Source organism: Streptomyces sp. NPDC000878 (genome assembly GCF_053599695.1).
The window spans coordinates 54,061-72,630 of record NZ_JBSFMT010000032.1; the positions used below are offsets into that span (position 1 = coordinate 54,061).

Consider the following 18,570-nt stretch of genomic DNA (forward strand, 5'->3'; position numbering starts at 1 on the left):
GTGCGGGACTGGAGGATCTCCGCCGAGTGGGCTCCGTACACCTCTCGTCACGGAATCTCCCCGATCCGTGTGACGTGCGAGGAGCCCGTGTTGCCAGGGTGACATGTTCGCGTCGTGACGGGCAGTGGCGCGACGCGTACCGGCCCATGCGAGTATGGGACGTCCGCCGGGCCGGTAGCAGGAGGAATGTCCTTGTCGGAGCGGGTGCGCAGCAGGTTCCCAGCGGGTGTGCGGGACGTGTCGGAGTTGGTGGGGGCGAGTGGACCGACAGGCCCGGAGGAACCCCGGAAGGACGTGGAGCGGTCGTGAATGACAACCAGAATCTCCTTGCGGAGCAGCGGCGCGCCCTGATCCTGGACGAGGTACGGCGGCGCGGGGGCGTTCGCGTCAACGAACTGACCCGCAAGCTCGGCGTGTCGGACATGACGGTCCGCCGCGACCTCGACGCGCTGGCCCGTCAGGGCGTGCTGGAGAAGGTCCACGGCGGTGCGGTTCCAGTGGTCGAGGCGAGCACCCACGAGCCGGGGTTCGAGGCCAAGTCGGGCCTGGAGCTGACGGCCAAGGAGGACATCGCGCGGGCGGCGGCGGAGCTGGTCGCGCCGGGCTCGGCGATCGCGCTGTCGGGCGGTACGACGACGTACGCGCTGGCGCATCAGCTGCTGGACGTGGCGGATCTGACGGTGGTGACCAACTCCGTGCGGGTGGCGGATGTCTTCCATGCCGCGCAGCGGGTGTCGGGGCAGCGGCAGGGGGCTGCGACGGTGGTGCTGACCGGTGGGGTGCGGACGCCGTCCGACTCGCTGGTGGGGCCGGTGGCCGACCAGGCGATCGCGTCGCTGCATTTCGACGTGCTGTTTCTTGGCGTGCACGGGATATCGGTGGAGGCGGGGTTGTCCACGCCGAATCTTGCGGAGGCTGAGACCAACCGGCGGCTGGTGCAGTCCGCTCGGCGGGTTGTTGTCGTTGCCGACCACACCAAGTGGGGGACGGTGGGGTTGAGTTCGTTCGCGGCGTTGGAGCAGGTGGATACGTTGGTCACGGACTCGGGGTTGGCTTCTGAGGCTCGGGATGAGGTTTCTGAGCATTTGCGGAGGCTGGTTGTTGCGGGTGAGGGCGCCTAAAGGGTGCCTTGGGGGTGGGTTTGCGGGTGCGGCGCCGTTGTGGCTTGTCGCGCAGTTCCCCGCGCCCCTGAAAGGCGCCCCTAGGGAGTCGCCCACACGCCTGTTTTCAGTAGAGCCTCGATCGCCGACCCGTAGGGCGCGATGTTCAGGCCCTGCTCCTTCAGCCAGGTGTCCGAGTAGTACTTGTCCAGGTAGCGGTCGCCGTGGTCGCACAACAGGGTTACCACGCTGCCCTGTTGGCCCTCTGCCACCATCTCGGCGATGATCTTGAGGGCGCTCCACAGGCCCGTGCCCGTGGATCCGCCCGCCTTGCGCCCGATTGCCTGTTCCAGGACTCTTACCGCGGCGATGCTGGCCGCGTCGGGGACCTTCATCATGCGGTCCACCGCGCCGGGGACGAAGCTGGGTTCCATGCGGGGGCGGCCGATGCCCTCGATGCGGGAGCCGCAGTCGCAGGTGACGTCCGGATCGCCGGTGGTCCAGCCCTCGAAGAAGCAGGAGTTCTCGGGGTCGGCCACGCAGATGCGGGTGTCGCGCTGGGTGTAGTGGACGTAGCGGGCGAGGGTCGCCGAGGTGCCGCCGGTGCCGGCCGTGGCGACGATCCACGCGGGCTCCGGAAAACGTTCCAACTCCAGTTGGCGGAAGATGGATTCGGCGATGTTGTTGTTTCCGCGCCAGTCCGTGGCCCGTTCCGCGTAGGTGAACTGGTCCATGTAGTGGCCGCCGGTCTCCGCCGCGAGGGCCGCCGAGGCCTCGTACATCTTGCGGGAGTCGTCCACGAAGTGGCACCGGCCGCCGTGGAACTCGATGAGGCGGCACTTCTCGGCGCTGGTCGTGCGGGGCATGACCGCGATGAAGGGCACGCCGATCAGTTTCGCGAAGTAGGCCTCGGAGACGGCCGTGGAGCCGCTGGACGCCTCGATCACCGGGTGGCCGGGGCAGATCCAGCCATTGCACAGTCCGTACAGGAAGAGCGAGCGGGCGAGGCGGTGCTTGAGGCTGCCGGTGGGGTGGGTCGACTCGTCCTTCAGATACAGGTCGATCCCCCACTTCTCGGGCAGCGGGAAGCGCAGCAGATGCGTGTCGGCCGAGCGGTTGGCGTCGGCCTGGACCTTGCGGACGGCCTCTTTGAGCCAGGCTCGGTAGTCGGCGTCGCTGCGGTCGACATCGAGCGTGTCGAGGGTTTCGGCGGTCCCGGTGGGGTCGGGGATGCTCACGTCGGACTCCTTGCGATGCGCGTGCCGACGGCGTCCTTGCGCAGCCGTACATTCCGATCATAGACACCTTCCACACGCCTCTCACCTGCATAAACACACCTTTGGGCGGCCCAAAGGCAGGCCTGGGGGCAGGACGCGGCAACAGGCCGGGCGGGAGTCGGCACGCCCGGGGCGCATCCCGGTGAGTGCTTCCGCCGGTTGCCGGAGAGTGCTGTACGCACTGGTGCTCGACGCCGGGGGCGGGCAGACTGCTCGGCACGGGGGCGCACACTGGATCACGTCCAGGCGGTATCACCACGCATCTCGGCGGAAGCCGACAAGGGGGCGGAGCATCATGGCGGAGCCGGAGTTCACGGCCACGGGCGTGCGAATCGGGAAGAGGCTGCGCTCCCTCACCCGGGCCGGGCAGGTCCGGATCAGCGACGGCAGGCTGGAGCTGCTCACCAGCTACGGCAGCGAGATCGACAGCGCTCCCGTGCAGGCGGTGCGCGCGTCGAAGCCCTGGTTCGCGGCCGACGACCGGGCGCTCGCGGATCTCAACGGCCAGCGTTACCTGCTGACTCTGGGGGATCACGACCCCGCACCGGGCGAGTCCGGGCCACCTGCGGCACGCCGGTTCATCGAGGCCGTACGCAACGCGGCGGGGCGCCGACGCTGAGCCGGACGGGGACCACGGGGGCGCACTTCGCGCGGACACCGGGTGTGTCTCACACCATGCCGCGAGTTGCGGGTTTCGCCCCCTTGAGCCACGCTTGTCACACGTCACTCTGGGTTTACCGGCGATAACGCTGCGAACCAGCCCGCCGGCCACGACAGCAGGCGGCCATTGCACACAGGCACTCTGCTGGATCCGATCTCGTGTCTTCTTCCGGACCTCAATTCGGGGAGTCGCAAGCCGTGATCAGCCACCCAAGCAGGCACTGCACGGTGGAGCTCCAAGCTCTTCCGTCGCGGATCGGCCAGGTCCGCAGAATCGTCTCTGCACAATTGCGCTACTGGCATCTGGATCCCTTGATAGACCGGGCCTCGCTCGGTGTGACCGAGCTACTGACCAACGTCCACCGGCACGCCCAGCCCGACAAGCTGTGCACCGTGGAGATCGAGGTCCTGCTCGACCGGCTCACGGTCTCGGTGCACGACCACGACCCGCGCATTCCCGAGCTGCGGGACGCGGATCCCACCGCGACCTGCGGACGCGGCCTCGCGATGGTCGCCGCGGTGAGCGAGAGCTGGGGTGTGCGGCCGGACGGCGAGTCCGGGAAGGTCGTGTGGTTCACGCTGCCTACGGTCGCGCCGGTCGTGGCCGCCCCGGAGACCCGGCCCGCGAGCGCGACGCCCACGCGTCAGGCGTTCGAGGAGCCGTTGTGCGACGACAAGGGGTACAAGCCGGGGGTTCACCGGCGCAGGCCGGAACACGCTCCCGCCCGGTCGGCCGTCGCAGGCTGACCGGGCGGTGACCTCCGGGATTCCTCCGCCGTCTCCTTCCACTCCTTCCGCTCCTTGTTCTCCGTACGTCACTCGGTGGCGATGGCGCGCAGTACGTCCAGGCGTGCCGCCCGCCGGGCCGGGCGCAGGCCCGCGAGCGCTCCGGCCGCGATGCCCACCAGGGCCACGATCACCAGCTGGGTGGGCGGCAGCGCGAAGGCGAACGCGCTGTCGCTGGCGCCGTCCGAGGCCTTCACCAGCACCCAGCCGAGGAACCCGCCGAGGGCGAGCCCGCCCACCGTGCCGAAGGCGGCGACGAGGACCGACTCCCAGCGGACCATGGCCCGCAGTTGGGCGCGGGTCTGGCCGACGGCCCTCAACAGGCCGAGTTCACGGGTGCGTTCGTGGATGGCGAGGGTCAGGGTGTTGGCGATGCCGAGGAGTGCGATGAGCACCGCGAGGGCGAGCAGCGCGTAGACGAGGGTGAGCATCATCTCGATGCCTCCGGCCGACGACTGGGCGTATTCGTCGCGGGTCTGGACGTCGGGATCGCCGTATCGTGCCGCTACCTGCTCCACGGCCGCCTTGCCCGCGGCCGTGCTCACACCGTCCTTGAAGGAGACCGCGACGAGCGTGTCGGAGTCCTGGGTGCGGTGTGGGGCCCAGGCGGCGCGGGTGATGACGTACTCGCCGGCGAGTTCGGACCGGCCGTAGACCGCGCGGACCGTGAAGGTCTCCTGCCCGCCGTCGGTGAAGGTGAGTCGGGTCGTGTCGCCCGTCTTCAGGTGCTGCCGGTCGGCCTCCGACTCGGTGATGGCGATGCCGTCGGTGCCGAGGCCGTCGAGCGAGCCGCGGACCTCGCCGAGGTCGAAGACCCTGCCGAGGGTGACGGGGTCGGTGACGGTCAACGCCCGTCCCTTGCCGTCGACTTCGGCGACCCCTCGGCCGAGTCCGACGGCGTCCGCCACCACGGGCTGCTCGGCGATCGCGGGAGCGAGGGCGGGGCTGAGTCCGCTGCCGCCCGCCCCGAACGACGGGGTGCTCACGGCCACATCGCCGGCGAAGGACCGCGACACGGTCTGGTCCATGGTGGCCTTCAGCGAGGCACCGAACACCGTGAACAGCGAGACGACGGCCACGCCGATCATCAGGGCGCTCGCGGTGGCGGCGGTCCGCTTGGGGCTGCGCAGGGCGTTGCGCCGGGCGAGGGCGCCTGTGACTCCGCGCAGCCTGTCGAGGGGGCCGCCGAGAACCCGTACGACGGTGGTCGACGCGACGGGACCCAGGACCACGAAGGCGACGAGGGCCAGTACGGCGCCAAGTCCCGCCAGCCACAAGGACGGTGAGACCAGGACGCCGGTCAGCGTCATGGCGATCGCGAGGGCCCCGAGGCCCGCGCCGGTGACCGCCCGGACGGGCGAGGCGCCCGACTGGTCGACGGCCGTCTCACGGAGGGCGGCCAGGGGTGCGGTGCGGCCGGCGCGTACGGCGGGCAGCAGGGCGGAGCCCAGGCAGACCACGATGCCGACCGCGAGCGGCAGCAGCATGGACAGCCGGCCGATCACCAAGTCGCCCTCGGGGAAGGGGAATCCGATGGCCGGGAACAGCGCCTGGAGGCCCGCGGCGATGGCGATGCCACCGGCGAGACCCGCGATCGACGCCGTCACGGCGACGGCGGTCGCCTCGACGAGCGTGGCCGCGGTGACCTGGCGGCGGGACGCCCCCAGCGCCCTCAACAGGGCGTTCTCGCGGGTGCGTTGGGCGACGACGATCGCGAAGGTGTTGTGGATGGAGAAGGTCGCGACCAGGATCGCCACACCCGAGAAGACCAGGAGGAACAGGGTGAAGATGGTCAGGAACTGGCTGGAGATCATCTCCGTGTTCTCCTCGGCCGACTCCTGACCGGTGATGGCCTCAACTCCCTTGGGCAGTACGGACGTCAGCCGGTCCACCAGCTCCTGCTGACCGACCCCGGGACCGGCCCGCACCTGAATGCTCGCTGCCTCGCCCGGCCTCGCCGTGAGGTACTTCTCGGCGTCGGCCTGCGTCATCCCGGTGAACGTCACCTGCGCCATGCCGTCCTCGCCACCGAAGGTCGCGAGACCGACGATGGTCACCCTGACCGGGTCGGGCGTACGGAGGGTCGTCGTGTCACCGATGCTCAGGCCGCCCTTCTTGGCCGTACCCCGGTTGACGACGACCTCGCCGGACCTCAACGGGGCGCGTCCTTCGGCGAGTTGGTACGGGTTCAGCTTGGGGTCGGTGATCCAGTTGCCGGCGAGGGTGGGCGGGCCCTGGCCACCGATGGGGTCGCCGTCGGCGGCGATGAGCTGGCCGGCGCCCTGGATGTTGGGGGCGGCTGCCGCCACTCCCGGGACCTGCTCGACGGTCCTGACCAGGTCGGTGGGGACCGGCTGGCGTACGCCCTCGCTCTCGCCGGGGGTGGTGATGGCGTCGGCGCTGCGGACGACGGCGTCGGTGCCGCTCGTCGCGTTGCCGAACATGGTGTCGAAGCTGGCGCGCAGGGTGTCGCCCATGACCAGGGTCCCGGCGAGGAAGGCGACGCCGAGGAAGACCGCCAGGAAGGTGCCGGCGAAGCGGCGCTTGTGGGCGCGGAGGGAGGAGAGGCTGATGCGAACGGTGGGTCGGAAGGTGGGCGCGGGGGCGTTCATGACGGCACCTCGAAGGCTTTCAGCCGGTCCAGGACCTTGTCGGCCGTCGGGGACTCCATCCGGTCCACCAGACGCCCGTCGGCCAGGAAGAGGACCTGGTCCGCGTGGGCGGCGGCGACCGGGTCGTGGGTGACCATGACGACCGTGCGGTCCATGTGCCGCACCGCGCGGCCGAGCAGGCCGAGGACCTCCTCGCCGGAGCGCGAGTCGAGGTTGCCGGTCGGTTCGTCGGCGAAGACGACGTCGGGCCGGCCGGCGAACGCCCGCGCCACGGCGACGCGTTGCTGCTGACCGCCGGAGAGTTCGGCGGGGCGGTGGTGGAGCCGGTCGCGCAGGCCGACCACGTCGACGAGCGCGTCGATCCACTCCCGGTCGCCGTCTCCGCCCGCCAGATCGATCGGCAGCCTGATGTTCTCGGCGACGGTCAGCGTCGGCACCAGGTTGAACGCCTGGAAGACGAAGCCGATCCGGTCGCGGCGCAGGAGCGTGAGGCGCCGGTCGTCGAGCGTGCCCAGTTCGGTGTCGCCGATGAACGCGGCGCCGGAGGTGAGGGTGTCCAGGCCGGCCGCGCAGTGCATCAGGGTGGACTTGCCGGAGCCCGAGGGCCCCATGATCGCGGTGAAGCGCCCGGCCGGAAAGCCGACGCTCACGCCGTCGAGGGCCCGTACGGCGGTGTCGCCACCGCCGTACACCTTCACCGCGTCGACGACACGGGCTGCCGTACGGGTCGTGGTGGTGGCGGTGGTCATGCCGCACCACCCTTGCCCGCACGGCCGCCCGTGGCGCCGAACTGCTCGTCCAGGACGGAGAGCCGCCGCCAGTACTCGTCCTCGTCGATCTCACCGGAGGCGAAACGCCGGCCCAGTACGGCGAGCGGGGCGTCGCCGGAGAGGCGGTCCTGGGCGTCGTAGCGGCCGTTCATGGCACGCCAGGGGCCGCGGCGTCCGCGCCAGACCGTGCGGCGCAGGACGGTGACGACGCCGATCACGACGGCCGCCCAGATCAGCGGGAAGAAGAGGATCCACGGGCCGGGGCCGCCGTCCCAGTTGGCGAGGGTGTTCATGTCGAGTCATCTCCCAGGTCGGGGTTGTGTGCGATGACTCCACGTTCGCGCCGGGAGGGGGTCCGGGTCGTCGTACGGGCAGCGGCAGTGCGCGTACCTCCCCGGGAGTACGCGGGCCACTTCCGGCTGCTTCCCGGGGGTGCCAGGCCTGTCTCAGGCGACGAAGATGTCGACCGAGGGCCGGAGCTTCGCCGCCGCTGCCAGGGCTTCGTGCGCCGGGTGGGTGTCGAAGGCCGCCAACAGGGCTTCGGAGGCGGGGAGTTCGGCCGTCGGGTACGCGATCTGCTCGTACGCGGCCTGGAAACGCGGGCCCCAGCGGCGGGCGCCCAGGCGGGCCGTGCGCGAGCAGTTGTCCACCATGTACGCCACGTCACGGGCGTGCATGTACGGCAGCAGGGAGTCGACCGCCTCGATGACGGACTCGTTGACGATCTCCGACCAGGGGTGGCCGCGTTCGGCGACCTCGTCGTAGATCTCGGCGACGAGGTCGCGGGCGGGTTGGTAGGTGGCCGAGTACGCGCGGTCGAAGGTGTCCCGGCCCGCCGGGTCGAGGCCCTCGCGCACCGCGCGGATCCCCTCGTGGGAGATGGTGCGGGCGATCGGGCCGGTGACGTTCTCGCAGGACTTCTCGTACGCGGTCGTCTCGTCGTCCCCGGCCAGCCGGAAGCGGGCGTACAGGCTCTCGACGATGCCGTGGACGGCGCCGAGCAGGATGGCGCGCTCGCCGACGATGTCGGAGAGGTACTCGCTGTCGAGGGTCGTACGGAAGGTGTACGGCGAGCCGAGCGCGACCGACCAGCCGAGGGCGAGGTCCGTGGCCCGGCCGTCGGGGTCCGCGTGCACGGCGAAGCTGCTGTTGATGCCCGCGCCGTTGATCTCCGCGCCCTGCTCGTAGAGGCGCCGCACCGAGTCGCCCATGCCCTTGGGGCAGACGGCGATCACCCCGTGTCCGGGCGGGAACTCACCGCCGGACGACCGGAGATGGCCGAGCAGGAAGCCGTGCGAGAGGCCGATGACCGCACCCGGCTTGAGGGTCGCGAAGATCTCCTGGTGGTGGGCGGCGAGTGCCGCGTCCGCGATCAGCAGGATCACCAGGTCGCTGTCGGCGGTGACGGCGAGCCAGTCGCCGAGGGTGCCGTCCGCCTCCGTGAAGCCGTGGGCGCGGGCGTCGGCGGCGGAGGTCGAGCCCGGACGCAGCCCGACGGCCACCCGGATGTCCGTACCGGCGAGGGAGTCCCGCAGGTTGAGGGCTTGTGCTCGGCCCTGCGGGCCCCAGCCGATGACACCGACGCGGCGGATGCCTTCGAAGGCCTGCGGGAGGAGCGGGAAGAGGTGGCGTCCGCCGCGCAGGATGGTCTCCGTATCGCCGGGCACGTCCATCGTTTCGAGGGCGAAGACACGGGAGGCGTAGGTGTGCGTGTGCTTGGCCGTGGTCGTCGTGTGCGTGGTCGAGGTCATGGTCGAGTTGTAGGCTCGCGGCGAGTGTTGCGGCAAGCGCAACTTGTGCAGCACGGTGTTGCGGGGAATGAAAGGGCCAGGTCACGGTATGCGCGACGATCATCGGGAGCTGCGGCTTTTCGTCCATCTCGCGCAGACGCTGAACTTCGGGCGGACCAGTCTGGACTGCCATGTCAGTCCGGCGACGCTCACCCGGACCGTGCAGCGGCTGGAGGCCGATCTCGGGCACCGGCTGTTCGACCGGGGTCCGCGCGGGGTGTCGCTGACGGCGGAGGGGCATCGGTTCCGTGAATACGCCGTCCAGGCACTGGAGTTGTGGCGTGCGTACCGTGAGGAGCATCCCGACCCCGCTCAACTCACCGGCAGGTTGGCCGTGTTCGCGACGGTGACGACCTGCCAGGTGCTACTGCCCGACCTGTTGGCGCCCTTCCGGGCCGCGCATCCGCAGGTACGGCTCGATCTGCGCACCGGTGACGCGGCGGCGGCGCTGGCCCGGCTGGACGAGGGTGAGGTGGATGTGGCCGTCGCGGGAATTCCGGCGCGGCTGCCGGAGCCGTTGGTGAGTCGGACGGTTGCCGTGACCGAGTTGGTGTTCGTGACGGCACGGGATCGTCCGGACCCGGGGCTTGCGGGGCCGTTCGTGCTGCCGTACCGGGGGTTGGTGCGGGAGGCTGCCGACCGGTGGTTCCGGGCGCGGGGTGCCTCGTCCTCGGTCGAGGTGGCCGCTGAACCGGACGGTCACGAAGGGTTGTTGACGTTGGTCGCGCTGGGGTGTGGGACGGGGGTCGTGCCGCGGCTTGTTCTCGATCACAGTGCGGTGCGTGATCGGGTGAGGGTTGTGCCGGTCGATCCGGCGCCGGAACGGTTTCCGATCGGGTTGTGTGTGCGGCGGGTTGATCTGCGGCGGCCTCAGGTTGCGGCGTTGTGGAGTCTTGCGGGATGAGCGCTACGGGGGAGGCGCGGTATCTCGTTTTGCGGCTGCGGGTGCGTCGTGGCTGGTCGCGCCCGCGCGGCGGTAGCCGCAAATTCAACACAGCCCCGCGCCCCTTTGGGGCGCGGCTCCTTACGCCATTGCCGCCAGCGGATCGTCCAGCACCGGCTGCCACGCCAACTCCGCTGCTCCGACCAGGCTGTTGTGGTCCAGAGTGCAGGCGAGGATGGGGACGCCGCCGCTGCGGCCCCAGAGGCTGCGGTCGGCTACCACCGCGCGCAGGCGGTTCGGGTCGGCGTCGAGGAGGGTGCGGTGCAGGCCGCCGAGGATGATGCGGTCCGGGTTGAGGATGTTGACCAGGCCTGCCAGGCCCTGGCCCAGGCGGTCGATCAGGGTCTCGGCGGCCGTGCGGACCGCCGGGTCCGTGTACTGGTCGCGGATCAGGTCGTTCGCCTGCTGGAGGAGGGACACCTCGGGGCCGGGGTCGCGGCCCGCCGCCGTGAGGAAGGCGAGCGGGTCCGCCTCGACGTCCAGGCAGCCTCGGCTGCCGCAGTGGCAGGGGCGGCCCTCGGGGTTGACCGTGAGGTGGCCGACTTCGAGCGCGAGGCCTGAACTCCCCGTGTGCAGACGGCCGTCGAGGACCAGTGCCCCGCCGACACCCCGGTGCCCGGTGGCCACGCACAGCAGGTCGCGGGCGCCGCGTCCGGCGCCGTGCCGGTGTTCGGCGAGCGCTGCGAGGTTGACGTCGTTGCCCGCGAACGCCGGTCCGGCGATGCCGGCGGCCCTGACGCGCTCGGCGAAGATCTCCCGTACCGGCGCCCCGGCCGGCCAGGCAAGGTGCAGCGGGTTCAGGGCCAGGCCCTCGGGTTCGGCGACGGCCGACGGCACGGCGAGACCGGCGCCGACACACCGCCGCCCGGTGTCGTGCAGCAGCTCGGCGCCCGCGTCGACGACCGAGCCGAGCACCTTCGCCGGGTCCGCGTCGACGGTCTCGCAACCGGGCGCGGTGGCGACGATCCGCCCGCCGAGCCCGACCAGCGCGGCCCGGAACCCGTCGGCGTGCACCTGCGCGGCCAGTACGACCGGCCCGTCCTCGGCGACGTCGAGCCGGTGCGAGGGGCGCCCCTGCGAACCGGCCGCCGCGCCGGGCCGGGCGTCCACACGGATCAGCCCGAGCGCCTCCAGCTCGGCGGCCACCGCACCGGCCGTCGCCCGGGTGACCCCCAGCTCGGCGGTGAGCACGGCCCGGGTGGGCGCCCGGCCGGTGTGCACCAGCTCCAAGGCCGGCCCGAGAGCGCCGCGCCCCCGGTCCAACCGCGTCTTCGAAGTGGTCCCCTCGACCTTGCCGCTCATGAGGGCGAGTCTCCCATGATCCGTACGAAGCGCTCCGCTGGATATGCCGTTCATTTGCTGCGGGCCGCTGGGGGCTTGTCGCGCCCACGCGGCGGTAGCCGCAAATTCAACACAGCCCCGCGCCCCTGGAAGGTTGCCCCTACGGGGCGCCTTCCAGAGGCCGCTGTTCGGACCGCTTACAAACCACTGACCCTCAGCGTCACGTTCAACCGGCCGGTCAGCCCCAACTCGGGCGGTGCCGTGCCCTCGTACACCCGTGGCACCCCGTGGTAGGCGAGTCGGGACGCGCCTCCGAAGACGAACAGGTCACCGCTGCGCAGCTCGACGTCCGTGTACGGCCGGGTGCGTGTCTCGGTGGTCCCGAAGCGGAACACGCAGGTGTCGCCGAGGCTCAGGGACACCACGGGCGCGTCCGACTGCTCGTCGCTGTCGCGGTGCATGCCCATGCGGGCGTCGGCGTCGTAGAAGTTGATCAGCGCGATGTCGTAGGCGGCGTCGCCGTCGTACGCCGCTGCCCTGGCCGCCTCCTTCCCCAGCTCGCCCAGCCACTCCGGGAACGGTTTCACCGGCGCGCCGTCGCCGTCGACGACGGTGCGGGCGTAGGCGTACGGGTACCAGTGCCAGCCGAGACAGACCTGCCGGGCGGTCATCGTGCCGCCGCCGGGCGTCCGGACCGTGCGCAGGCCAGCCGGTGGGCGTGCCCAGTCGCGGCAGGCGTCCAGCAGCTCGCGCTGACGTCCCGCGTCCAGCCAGTCCGGCACGTGCACCGCGCCCGGCGCGATCTCCGTACGGGCTCTGGGGAACAGCTCGGCGTCCATGGATCCCATCCTGCCCGACCGGGTCGACGCGGCCGACGGGGTGTGAGCTGCGGCTCGGTAGGGTGGGGCCACGATGAACGACCGTATGACGACTCCCTGGTCCGAGCTGACGCTGACCCGTTTCCCCGCCGATCCGCGTGAGCGGCTCCGTGCCTGGGACTCCGCCGACGAGTACCTTCTCGGGCATCTCGAGGAGGCCGGGACCGATCTGTCCGGCACGGTCGTGGTCGTCGGTGACCGCTGGGGCGCGCTCACCACGGCGCTCGCCGCGCACCGGCCGACCCAGGTCACCGACTCGTTCCTGGCCCAGGAGGCGACCCGGGCGAATCTGCGGCGGGCGGACGTGGACGAGGAGTCCGTACGGCTGCTCACCACCCAGGATCCGCCGCCCGAGCGCGTCGACGTGCTGCTCGTGCGGGTGCCGAAGAGTCTGGCGCTCCTTGAGGACCAGCTGCTGCGGCTGGCGCCCGCGCTGCACAAGGACACGGTCGTCGTCGGCACCGGCATGGTGAAGGAGATCCACACCTCGACGCTGAAGCTGTTCGAGCGGATCGTCGGCCCGACCCGGACCTCGCTCGCGGAGAAGAAGGCCCGCCTCATCCACTCCGGCGTCGGTCCGTCGGTGGGCCGGGGCGCCAATCCCTGGCCGCTCCGCTACTCGCTGCCCGACGGTATCGGCCCGGCCTCCGGACACCCCGTCGTCAACCACGCGGGCGTGTTCTGCGCCGAGCGTCTCGACATCGGCACCCGGTTCTTCCTCCAGCATCTGCCGGAGCCGTCAGGTGCCCCCCGGGTGGTCGACCTGGGCTGCGGGAACGGTGTGGTCGGTACGGCGGTGGCGCTGACCGCGCCGGAGGCCGAGCTGCTGTTCGTCGACGAGTCGTTCCAGGCGGTGGCCTCGGCGGAGGAGACGTACCGGGCCAACGGGCTGCTGGACGGGCGTGCCGAGTTCCGGGTCGGGGACGGTCTTGCCGGGATCGCGGACGGGAGCGTCGACTTGGTGCTCAATAATCCGCCGTTCCACACCCATCAGGCGACGTCGGACGCCACGGCCTGGCGGATGTTCACCGGCGCTCGGCGGGCGCTGCGGCCGGGCGGTGAGCTGTGGGTGATCGGAAACCGGCATCTCGGCTATCACATCAAGCTGCGGAAGCTGTTCGGCAACAGTCGGCTCGTCGCCAGCGATGCCAAGTTCGTGGTGCTGAAGGCCGTGAAGCAGTGACGCGGTAAGCGGTAAGCGGTACCAGGGTGCCGGGGTACAGGGCTGATTTTCTACCACCTCATGTATCAGTGGTGGCCGGCTCTCCCCGTAGGGCTCGTGGTGACGCGCCGAGTTCGCGGCGGCATGCCTTGTTGAAGGCCTGGAGGTCGGGGATGCCGACGGAGGCGGCCACCGCCGGGATGGAGAGGGTCGAGGCGCGCAGCAGGTGGTGGGCGCGGTCGAGTCTGCGGCGGCGGATCCAGCCGACCACCGTGTCGCCGGTCGCGGCCTTGAACAGCCTGGTCAGGTGGTTGTGCGAGACGCCCGCCGCCTGGGCGACGGCCGGCACGGTGAGCGGGGCGGCGAGCTGGCCCTCGATGTACGCGATGGCGGCGCTGACCGCCGGGTGCGGACCAGGGCCGGGGCGTTCGGTGTCCGGGGTGAGGTGGGCGATGCGCCACAGCGCGGTCCAGATCTCGGCCCTCGTGTGCTCGGGGGCGCGCGGCACAGCGGCGATCGCGGCGAGCAACAGGCCGGTGAGGGTGGGGAGTTCGGGGCCCGCGTCCTGGACGACGGGCACTGTGCGCGAGGGGCCGGTGGCGGGGATGCGCAGGTGTGCGTAGAGGTGCTCGGAGCGGCCCTGGTAGCGGAAGCGGACCGTGGCGCCGGGCGGTACGAGACTGACGCGGCCGGGGCGGACGACGTGCGGTGTGCCGCCGACGATCAGCTCGGCCTCGTACTGGTAGAGGTGCAGCTGCCACAGCTCCGGCAGCCGGAAGACGTCGGTGCGGCTCGCGACGCCGTGCACGCCGACGCCCGCGTTCGCCACGTGGGGCGGCTCGCCGAGGTACAGCTCCGTTTCACGCATGGTGAAAAACTACCAGCGACGGTGACCGTAAGCCCTGTCAGCCCAGTACGCCGATGATCCGGGTCACCGCCCGTGTCATCGCCTCCCGGCCCACGCTCAGATAGGTGCGCGGGTCGACCGTCTCGGGGTGGGCGGCGAGGAACTCTCTGATGGCGCCGGTCATGGCGACGTTGAGGGCCGTACCGACGTTGACCTTGGTGATGCCACCCGCGACGGCGGCCACGAGTTCGCCGTCCGGTACGCCGGACGAGCCGTGCAGGACGAGGGGGACGTCCAGAGTGGCGGAGAGTTGCTTCAGGAGGTCGTGGTCGAGGGCTGCCGTACGGGTGGTCATGGCGTGCGTGCTGCCGACGGCCACGGCGAGGGCGTCCACCCCTGAGTCGGTGACGAAGGCGCGGGCCTCGGCGGGGTCGGTACGGGCGCCGGGTGCGTGCGCGTCCAGCGGGGCCCGGCCGTCCTTGCCGCCCACCTGTCCCAACTCGGCCTCGATCCAGAGCCCTTGGGTATGCGCCCAGTCGGCGGCGGCCTTGGTCGCGGCGAGGTTCTCGGCGTACGGCAGCCGGGCCGCGTCGTACATCACGGAGCTGAATCCGGCGGCGGGCGCCTGGCGCAGCAGGTCGTCGCTCTGGACGTGGTCGAGGTGCAACGCGACGGGTACGGCGGCGTGGTCGGCGGCCGAGGCGGCGGCGCGGGCCAGCGGAAGGACTTGCCCTTGGCGGAACTTGACGGCGTTCTCGCTGACTTGGAGGACGACAGGCGAACCCGCCTCCTCCGCACCGGCGATGACAGCCTCGGCATGCTCCAGGGTGATGATGTTGAACGCGGCGACCGCCGAGCGTGCGGCGGCGGCCCGGGTGACGAGTTCGCCGGTGGTCACGAGGGGCATGTCTCCTCCTTCCGGGTCTCTCGGGCCTGGCGTTCAACGGGTGTGTGGTGCCTGGACATTGACGAGGCCTCAGATTGCTGGTGTGAGGATCACCGAGCGGGTGAGGTGGCGCGGGCGGTCGGGGTCGAGGCCCCGTGCCGCCGCCACCGCGACCGCGAGGCGCTGCGCACGCACGAGTTCGGCGAGCGGGTCGAGGACGCCGGCCACCCACAAGGCACCGGTGTCCCGCACCTGTTGGGCCAGCCCCTCCGGCGCCTCGCCGAACATCCAGGTCGCTGTGGAGCGGGTGGTGACGCTGATGGGGCCGTGCCGGTACTCCATCGCCGGATACGCCTCGGTCCAGGACAGGGACGCCTCGCGCATCTTGAGCCCGGCCTCGTTGGCGAGCCCCACCGTCCAGCCCCGGCCGAGGAAGGTGAACTGCGTGCACTCGACGAGCCCTTCGGGCAACGGAGTCGAGAGCGCCGTACGGCAGTCGTCGAGCACGGTCTCGTCGTGCAGTCCGAGGTGCGCCCGGAGCAGGGTGAGGGCGGTGGTGGCGAACCTCGTCTGCACGACGGAGCGTTCGTCCGCGTAGCCGAGCACGACCAGGTCATCGGCCGCTTCCATCACGGGAGTTCGGGGATCGGCGGTGATCGCGGTCGTCCGCGTCCGCGTGGGCGTGCCGTCCCGCAGTCGTCCGAGCAGTTCGAGCACCTCGGTGGTGGTGCCGGACCGGGTGAGGGCGACGACCCGGTCGTACGGGCGGCCGTAGGGGAACTCGGAGGCGGCGAAGGCGTCCGTCTCGCCCTGGCCGGCGCCTTCCCGCAGGGCCGCGACGGCCTGTGCCATGAAGTACGAGGTCCCGCAGCCCACGATCGCGACCCGCTCCCCCGCCGCCGGCAGCGCGTGGGCATGCGCGGTCGCCTCCGCGGCGGCGCGGGTCCAGCACTCGGGCTGGCTGTTCAGTTCGTCCTCGACGTAGGTCATGCGGTGCCTCTCCCCCAGAGAGCCGATTCATGCTTGTTCTTGCAAGATATAGCCAGATTTCGAGCAGAATCAAGCATTCGAGCAGCAGGGACCGTGCACATTCGGTGCGCTAGGGTCGCGGAAGATCGAGGAACGGAGAGTCCGGATGTCCCGGGACGCCCGCTGGAAGTCCCTGCTGGAGCTACTGGTCGAGCGGGGTCGACTGGAGGTCGAGGAGGTGGCGGCCGAGCTGGCGGTGTCGGCCGCGACGATCCGTCGTGACTTCGACCAGCTCGCCGAGCAGCAGATGCTCGTACGCACCAGGGGCGGCGCGGTCGTGCACGGCGTGTCGTACGAGCTGCCGCTGCGCTACAAGACCGCCCGCCGCGCCTCCGAGAAGCAGCGCATCGCGCGGGCGGTCGCGGGTCTGGTCGTCCCCGGTGAGGCAGTGGGCCTGACCGGCGGGACGACCACGACGGAGGTGGCGCGCGCGTTGGCCGTACGCGGCGATCTGACCGTCGGCTCGCCCGCGCTGACGATCGTCACGAACGCGCTGAACATCGCCAACGAGCTTGCCGTACGGCCCCAGTTCAAGATCGTGCTGACGGGCGGGGTCGCACGCCCTCAGTCGTACGAACTCGTCGGGCCGCTCGCCGACGGCGTGCTGAGTCAGATCACCATCGACATGGCCGTGCTGGGTGTGGTCGCCCTCGATGTCGCACACGGGGCGGCGGCGAACGACGAGGCGGAGGCCGCGATCAACCGGCTGCTGTGCGAGCGCGCCGGGCGCGTGGTGGTGGCCGCCGACTCCAGCAAGCTGGGGCGGCGGGCGTTCGCCCGGATCTGCGCGATCGAGGCCGTGGACACGCTGGTCACGGACACGGCGGCGGACGCGGAGACGGTGGGGCGGTTCGAGGAGGCCGGCCTCAGGGTCATTTCGGTCTGAGTGATCACGGTGTGAGTGATCGCGGTCTGAAGTCATCACGGGCTCAGTGATCACGGCCTCAGTGAATGCGGCCTCAGCGATCACGACCCTCTTTCAACTGCCCTCATTCAGGGGGTGGTTCTGGTGCTGTCGAGCCGTTCGACGCGAGCCACGTTCTCCCGGTCCTCGGCGTCCGCGCTCGCCTCGGCGGCGAACCAGGCGTCCAGGATCTCCTTGAGCAGCGGTTCCGAGGTCAGGCGCAGGCTGAGCGCGAGCACGTTGGCGTCGTTCCAGCGGCGGGCGCCGTCCGCCGTGTAGGCGTCCGTGCACAGGGCCGCGCGTACGCCGGGCACCTTGTTCGCGGCGATCGACGCACCCGTACCGGTCCAGCAGCACACGACGGCCTGGTCGGCGTTCCCGGAGGCGACCTCACGGGCCGCCGCCTCCGAGCAGGCGGCCCACTGCGGATCGTCGCCGGGGCTCAGCGCTCCGTACGTCACCACGTCGTGTCCGCGATCCCGCAGGTGCCCGAGGAGGGCGCGGGCCACGGGTTCGTCCATGTCCGAGGAAACGGAGATCCGCATGCCCCGAGACTAACCGGCCGTGGACCGGACGGTCGCCGCGAGTCGCGGAATGAGCGCCTCGGCATTGCCACGGTTGACCGCGTGCAGCTGACCGGGGCCCCAACCGGCGTACGCGTCAAGGCCGTTGTCGAAGCCGGTGCCCCATTCCTGGGGGAGCATGGGGAAGTCACTGCCGAACAGGATGCGTTCGGGATCCGCGAAGGCGAGCAGCGAGGGCAGGGTCGCGGGGCTGCCGGCGAGGGCGGTGTCGACGTAGAAACTGCGCAGGTCGGTGAGGAAGTCCTCGGGGGTGGTGTCGGGGTCGAGGTGTCCCGCGAGGGCCAGCCGGTGGGCGGCGTACGGCAGGAAGCCGCCCGCGTGCGGCAGGATCATCCTGATCCGGGGGTAGCGCCGGGGTACCCCGCGCATCGCCAGATGCAGGGCGGTGCGAGTGGTGTCGTAGGGAAAATCGACCAGTGGGGCGGGCGGCAGCGCGGGGTCCGGAGGGCCCGGTGGACCTGGCGGGGCGGTGGGGTGGACGAGCACGACGGCGGACCGGCGGTCCAGTTCGGCCCACAGGGGCTCGAACGCCGGGTCGCCGAGGTAGCGGCCCTGGGCGTTGGACAGGACCATCACGCCGTCGGCGTTCAGCTCGTCCAGGGCGTGGGCGGCCTCGGCGAGCGCGCCGTCGACGTCCGGGAGGGGCAGCACGGCGAACAGGCCGAAGCGGTCGGGCCGGTTCTTGACCAGTTCGGCGGTGTACTCGTTGACGCTCCGGGCTCCGGTTCGGGCGCCGTCCGGGTCGTCGGGGGCGGCAAGTGGAGCGGCGTACGACAGCACGCCGGTGGCGATGGACCGGCGGTCCATCATCGCGAGCGCACTCGCCTCATCCCACACGGGAGCGGGCCAGCCGAGGCCGACGGCACGCCCGGCCATCGCACGGGCGCGCTCCGGTGGGATCAGGTGCTGGTGGACGTCGATGCGGCGGGGACCCGTCCGGATGGGGTCCGTCATACGTCCGAGCCTCCTCGGATTCGGCCGATGTGGTGCGTGATATGCGGTATCGACCAAGAAACGACGATACGCGACATGGGGTGCACGCCACATCTCGGCATATCCCG

Annotated in this window: 18 protein-coding genes; 6 read left to right on the forward strand and 12 right to left on the reverse strand. The window is 71.1% G+C overall.

Annotation, left to right across the window (positions count from 1 at the left end; all coding sequences use genetic code 11):
* Positions 1-305: 305 nt before the first annotated feature.
* Positions 306-1,121: a DeoR/GlpR family DNA-binding transcription regulator gene (locus tag ACWDR4_RS26515; RefSeq protein WP_450412278.1), complete on the forward strand. Its 816-nt coding sequence runs from the start codon at positions 306-308 to the stop codon at positions 1,119-1,121.
* An 80-nt stretch (positions 1,122-1,201) separates the two neighbouring features.
* Here ACWDR4_RS26515 and ACWDR4_RS26520 read toward each other — a convergent pair whose 3' ends face one another.
* Entirely contained in the window at positions 1,202-2,338 is a 1,137-nt protein-coding gene (locus ACWDR4_RS26520) for a PLP-dependent cysteine synthase family protein (RefSeq protein ID WP_450412280.1), read from the reverse strand.
* Positions 2,339-2,672: 334 nt separating this feature from the next.
* On the opposite strand from ACWDR4_RS26520, the gene ACWDR4_RS26525 reads away from it, so the two are divergent.
* Both ACWDR4_RS26525 and ACWDR4_RS26530 read left to right on the forward strand, forming a co-directional pair.
* The gene (locus tag ACWDR4_RS26525; RefSeq protein WP_450412282.1) at positions 2,673-2,996 is read left to right on the forward strand and encodes a hypothetical protein; all 324 of its coding nucleotides are present in this window, start codon (positions 2,673-2,675) and stop codon (positions 2,994-2,996) included.
* 239 nt (positions 2,997-3,235) lie between these two features.
* Entirely contained in the window at positions 3,236-3,784 is a 549-nt protein-coding gene (locus tag ACWDR4_RS26530) for an ATP-binding protein (protein ID WP_450412284.1), read from the forward strand.
* Between the two features lie 68 nt (positions 3,785-3,852).
* Here the strand turns inward: ACWDR4_RS26530 and ACWDR4_RS26535 are convergent, their stop codons facing one another.
* The 4 genes from ACWDR4_RS26535 to ACWDR4_RS26550 form a co-directional block, all read right to left on the reverse strand.
* A complete protein-coding gene (locus ACWDR4_RS26535) occupies positions 3,853-6,435 on the reverse strand; it encodes an ABC transporter permease (RefSeq protein WP_450412286.1) in 2,583 nt (860 codons plus the stop codon).
* Entirely contained in the window at positions 6,432-7,184 is a 753-nt protein-coding gene (locus ACWDR4_RS26540) for an ABC transporter ATP-binding protein (RefSeq protein ID WP_450412288.1), read from the reverse strand. Before ACWDR4_RS26540 ends, ACWDR4_RS26535 begins: the two co-directional genes overlap by 4 nt.
* Positions 7,181-7,498, reverse strand: coding sequence for an SHOCT domain-containing protein (locus ACWDR4_RS26545; RefSeq protein ID WP_450412290.1), 318 nt, complete (start codon positions 7,496-7,498; stop codon positions 7,181-7,183). The genes ACWDR4_RS26540 and ACWDR4_RS26545 overlap by 4 nt, the downstream gene beginning before the upstream one ends.
* 153 nt (positions 7,499-7,651) lie before the next feature.
* Positions 7,652-8,956, reverse strand: coding sequence for a ketol-acid reductoisomerase (locus ACWDR4_RS26550; protein ID WP_450412292.1), 1,305 nt, complete (start codon positions 8,954-8,956; stop codon positions 7,652-7,654).
* Between the two features lie 88 nt (positions 8,957-9,044).
* Between ACWDR4_RS26550 and ilvY the strand changes: the two genes are divergently transcribed.
* Complete coding sequence (ilvY, locus tag ACWDR4_RS26555) at positions 9,045-9,899, forward strand: HTH-type transcriptional activator IlvY (RefSeq protein WP_450412293.1); 855 nt, start codon at positions 9,045-9,047, stop codon at positions 9,897-9,899.
* A 120-nt stretch (positions 9,900-10,019) separates the two neighbouring features.
* On the opposite strand, the gene ACWDR4_RS26560 is transcribed toward ilvY, so the two are convergent.
* Positions 10,020-11,240, reverse strand: a complete 1,221-nt coding sequence (locus ACWDR4_RS26560) for an ROK family protein (RefSeq protein WP_450412294.1) — start codon at positions 11,238-11,240, stop codon at positions 10,020-10,022.
* A 176-nt stretch (positions 11,241-11,416) separates the two neighbouring features.
* On the reverse strand, positions 11,417-12,058 hold the full coding sequence (locus tag ACWDR4_RS26565; protein ID WP_450412295.1) for an alpha-ketoglutarate-dependent dioxygenase AlkB family protein: 642 nt from the start codon (positions 12,056-12,058) through the stop codon (positions 11,417-11,419).
* Positions 12,059-12,131: 73 nt separating this feature from the next.
* Here ACWDR4_RS26565 and ACWDR4_RS26570 point away from each other — a divergent pair, with 73 nt between their 5' ends.
* Entirely contained in the window at positions 12,132-13,280 is a 1,149-nt protein-coding gene (locus tag ACWDR4_RS26570) for a methyltransferase (protein ID WP_450412297.1), read from the forward strand.
* 58 nt (positions 13,281-13,338) lie between these two features.
* Here ACWDR4_RS26570 and ACWDR4_RS26575 read toward each other — a convergent pair whose 3' ends face one another.
* The 3 genes from ACWDR4_RS26575 to ACWDR4_RS26585 form a co-directional block, all read right to left on the reverse strand.
* Positions 13,339-14,127: a helix-turn-helix domain-containing protein gene (locus ACWDR4_RS26575; protein WP_450412299.1), complete on the reverse strand. Its 789-nt coding sequence runs from the start codon at positions 14,125-14,127 to the stop codon at positions 13,339-13,341.
* 37 nt (positions 14,128-14,164) lie between these two features.
* A complete protein-coding gene (locus tag ACWDR4_RS26580) occupies positions 14,165-15,013 on the reverse strand; it encodes a class II fructose-bisphosphate aldolase (RefSeq protein WP_450412300.1) in 849 nt (282 codons plus the stop codon).
* A 69-nt stretch (positions 15,014-15,082) separates the two neighbouring features.
* The gene (locus ACWDR4_RS26585; protein WP_450412302.1) at positions 15,083-15,982 is read right to left on the reverse strand and encodes an SIS domain-containing protein; all 900 of its coding nucleotides are present in this window, start codon (positions 15,980-15,982) and stop codon (positions 15,083-15,085) included.
* 145 nt (positions 15,983-16,127) lie between these two features.
* On the opposite strand from ACWDR4_RS26585, the gene ACWDR4_RS26590 reads away from it, so the two are divergent.
* Positions 16,128-16,907: a DeoR/GlpR family DNA-binding transcription regulator gene (locus ACWDR4_RS26590; RefSeq protein WP_450412304.1), complete on the forward strand. Its 780-nt coding sequence runs from the start codon at positions 16,128-16,130 to the stop codon at positions 16,905-16,907.
* A gap of 107 nt (positions 16,908-17,014) precedes the next feature.
* On the opposite strand, the gene ACWDR4_RS26595 is transcribed toward ACWDR4_RS26590, so the two are convergent.
* Positions 17,015-17,470 (reverse strand): RpiB/LacA/LacB family sugar-phosphate isomerase, encoded by a 456-nt coding sequence (locus ACWDR4_RS26595; protein WP_450412306.1) that lies wholly within the window; start codon positions 17,468-17,470, stop codon positions 17,015-17,017.
* 9 nt (positions 17,471-17,479) lie between these two features.
* The gene (locus tag ACWDR4_RS26600; protein ID WP_450412308.1) at positions 17,480-18,463 is read right to left on the reverse strand and encodes an amidohydrolase family protein; all 984 of its coding nucleotides are present in this window, start codon (positions 18,461-18,463) and stop codon (positions 17,480-17,482) included.
* Between the last annotated feature and the right edge of the window lie 107 nt (positions 18,464-18,570).